This is a genomic window from Bartonella sp. AP65SXKL (assembly GCF_042195725.1).
Classification (GTDB): Bacteria; Pseudomonadota; Alphaproteobacteria; order Rhizobiales; family Rhizobiaceae; genus Bartonella.
The window spans coordinates 1-1,592 of sequence record NZ_JBHIOW010000061.1 but is presented as its reverse complement, the minus strand read 5'-3'; the positions used below and the strand labels follow the sequence as shown (position 1 = coordinate 1,592).

The 1,592-nt window shown below is 33.7% G+C and carries 3 protein-coding genes; 1 reads left to right on the top strand and 2 read right to left on the bottom strand.

Going from position 1 to position 1,592, the window contains the following annotated elements:
• Window positions 1-124 precede the first annotated feature (124 nt).
• Together ACFIMP_RS09640 and ACFIMP_RS09635 are read right to left on the bottom strand one after the other, a co-directional pair.
• Window positions 125-505, bottom strand: coding sequence for a hypothetical protein (locus tag ACFIMP_RS09640; protein WP_375610977.1), 381 nt, complete (start codon window positions 503-505; stop codon window positions 125-127).
• Window positions 506-742: 237 nt separating this feature from the next.
• Entirely contained in the window at window positions 743-1,063 is a 321-nt protein-coding gene (locus ACFIMP_RS09635; protein WP_375612651.1) for a helix-turn-helix domain-containing protein, read from the bottom strand.
• A gap of 102 nt (window positions 1,064-1,165) precedes the next feature.
• Here ACFIMP_RS09635 and ACFIMP_RS09630 point away from each other — a divergent pair, with 102 nt between their 5' ends.
• Window positions 1,166-1,495 carry a hypothetical protein gene (locus ACFIMP_RS09630; RefSeq protein ID WP_375686329.1) on the top strand — a complete coding sequence of 110 codons (330 nt, stop codon included), beginning with the start codon at window positions 1,166-1,168 and terminating at the stop codon, window positions 1,493-1,495.
• Window positions 1,496-1,592: the final 97 nt, after the last annotated feature.

Below are 1,592 nucleotides of genomic sequence, written 5' to 3'. Positions count from 1 at the left end.
TTCTTTTCCATGATTTTACTCCTTTAAGTTAGATTCTGCCTTTGTCGTTCTTGCAAAAGAACGGCATTGCATTGTGTGGTGAATTTTTTGAAAAGGTGGCGTCTTTTAAAAACGCCTTTAGCTTTTAAAGCACATCACAAGGACGCAAACGGTGTTGTTTTTCGTAAGAACCATACATTGCATCATCATATTCGCGCTGTTTTATATCATCTAAAAAAAAACCGTATGCTGTGCTGTGTAGAATAAAGTCATGCGGTATTTTGCCATCAAAACACTTTTGTTCACGTAGTTTGAGATAAAACTCAGCAATATCTTCAGAGATATCTTCGCAACGATTAGTCGTTGGTTCTACGCGCAAAATTTGGACAGCATTATCGGTTTGGTCGATAAAATTGATAATGTCCTTTTCTTCTAATAAAGGACCAGATTTAGCGAGATTTTGTTCTTCATTTTCGCACATCACTAAGAGAATTTCATCAGAATTTATAAACACTGGTTTATTCACAAATGCCTCCATACTGCCTATTGGCAAAAGTTATTTTCTAAGATATGGAGTGATTAATACGTTTTTCGTAACGATGTGTCAATAGATAAAATACGAAAAACGTATTTTTATTTTTATAAATCTATTCGATTTTGTTTATTATCATTAATGTTAATGAGGTGCTTATGATAGAAAATATAAAAGAAAAACAGCTATCCATCATGCTAAATAAATTAACCGAATGTGAAAAAAAAGCTTTTATGAATTTCTTGCTGCGAGCAGAGATTTTAAAAGATCCTCGACAATCTTCTTTTCAGAATCATTCGCTTGTGAATATAAGTAAAGAAAATCATCAGAGTAAGGTCCAGAAATAGGTGAAGAATCTTTAAAAAACTCCATAATTTTAACTAATTCATCTGCCTTAATATCTCTCATTTCCCTATTTGTATTAAGATTAATCATATTGGATATAGCTGGTCTTCTTATACCAAGATGGGCGGCAAGCTTGGCTTGGCTCCCTCGTCCCATTTTATCAAGCTCTTTTTTTATCCAAATTTTTAGCTCTTTTTGCCTAATCATAATTAAGTTTATTCCTTATTTTTAAAGTCCTTACAATACAAAAAATACAATGATACGTTTTTCGTATTGACTAAATATTTTTGATATCGTATTTTTATCGCTATGATAAAAACATATACGAAAACCGCAAAACTCATAATTGAGTATCTAGGTGGGTATAAAAAAGTTGCTAATATCGTTAATCGCAATGTTATTGTAATTAGAAAATGGGCTTACCCTTTTGAAAAGCGAGAGGGTAAAGGCGGCATCATTCCAGCTAAATACCAAATTATGCTTTTGAACTATGCACGTGAGCATGGGATAGATTTGCGTCCAGAAGATTTTTTTTATCCCGAGCGCTTGCAGAGATTAATGCAAGAGCAACACCCCCCAATGTCGAAAATTTGCAAGAGCTGCGGTGTTGATCAGAAGGTCGATAGATTGCAGCATTAAGGAGATCAAAATGAGTTCGAATGAAATTTTATGGATAGCAGTGGTTTCAGTTTTGCTCTTAAGCGGAGTGATGTTTCGTATTGCATTGCATTATCGC

Coding starts and splice junctions, on each gene's coding strand:
- ACFIMP_RS09635 (WP_375612651.1), bottom strand. CDS start 1,063: ATGATTAGGCAAAAAGAGCTAAAAATTTGGATAAAAAAAGAGCTTGAT.
- ACFIMP_RS09630 (WP_375686329.1), top strand. CDS start 1,166: ATGATAAAAACATATACGAAAACCGCAAAACTCATAATTGAGTATCTA.